At 69.9% G+C, this 1096-nt stretch carries 2 protein-coding genes; both read right to left on the bottom strand.

The annotated features are described in order from the left end of the window. Positions 1–185: 185 nt before the first annotated feature. Positions 186–536 carry a DUF3301 domain-containing protein gene (locus ABB22_RS17410; RefSeq protein ID WP_055770020.1) on the bottom strand — a complete coding sequence of 117 codons (351 nt, stop codon included), beginning with the start codon at positions 534–536 and terminating at the stop codon, positions 186–188. A 106-nt stretch (positions 537–642) separates the two neighbouring features. Beyond that, positions 643–1096 (bottom strand): DUF2272 domain-containing protein (locus ABB22_RS17405; protein ID WP_152984256.1); only part of this gene is annotated, 454 nt, incomplete at its 5' end.

Raw genomic sequence — 1096 nt, 5'->3', positions numbered from 1 at the left:
GGCACCGACGGCCCCGAGCCGCATGACGACGATACGCCGCCGCCCAGCACGCCGCCGGAGCCGCCCCAGCCTTCTGGCAAGCGCCCGTTCCTCCGGGTGGTGAAGTAACCCAAGCCGCCGCCGCAAGGCGGCGGTTTTCGTTCGAGGGGATGCGCTTCCGGATCTCGCGGGGCGCAAAGCCGCGGTCAGATGTCCTCGGCCTCGTCGTTGCGCGGCTGCAGCATGCTGACCCGTGCGGTGGCCGGTCCGACGAAGGAAACCAGCTGCTTGCCGCGCAGCACCATGCGCCCGCTGTGACGTTCGACACCGTCATGGGAATAGTCGAAGCGAAAGCTGCGCTCGAAGCCGAGCCAGCCGCTGGGCAGCCGGCACAGACGCAGTCCGATGGCGTGCACGCTCTGGTCCAGCCACTGCACGTCGGCGGCCTGGCAGGCATTGCGGCCGAGTTCGGTGGCGCGTTCGGCCGCGGCCCGGGACGCGTCCCAGAACGCGAAACCGATGGCGCCGAGAATCATCAGGATCAACAAGGTAGGCATGGCGCCACTTTAGGCGGCCGGGCGCGAAAGCGGAACTACGCCGGAGGTGGATCGCATGCCTGCACGACGGGAATGACCGGTCGATGGAGCGGCTTTGCCGCCGCGCTCACCACGGCCTGGCCGGCTCCACCGGCAGCGGTTGTTGCACTGGAGCCATCTCGACCAGTTTCAGCAGCGCGGCCCAGTCCTGCCGGTTGAAATCGCACTCTTCCTCGCGGCCGGGCGAGCATCCCGCTTCCACCGGTGAGGGCTGTGTTCCGGCATCCAGGGGCGGCGGCGCGACGAGGCGCCCGGTACGATCCAGCGGCAACTTGCGCATGACCACCGCATTGGCGACGTTGCCGCCGATCAGGTACAGGGTCTGGTCGCCGCCGACGTTGGCGGCCACGGCCACTTCGCAATGCGATTCCCTGCGGTCGGCGCCGCCGCTGTCCAGTGCCTGGACCAGGCCGCCGTGGCTGACCGGCCTGCTGCGGTCGCGCAGGAAACAGAGCAGGTCGCCGGGCGCGGGCTTTTCCTGCATCGGGTCGGCGAGCCGGTAGGGCCGGGCGGCATCGCCG

Origin of the sequence: Stenotrophomonas nitritireducens (genome assembly GCF_001431425.1) — a bacterium.
Taxonomy (GTDB): domain Bacteria; phylum Pseudomonadota; class Gammaproteobacteria; order Xanthomonadales; family Xanthomonadaceae; genus Stenotrophomonas; species Stenotrophomonas nitritireducens.
The sequence above is the reverse complement of the archived record's forward strand: the minus strand, read 5'-3'. Positions and strand labels throughout refer to the sequence as shown.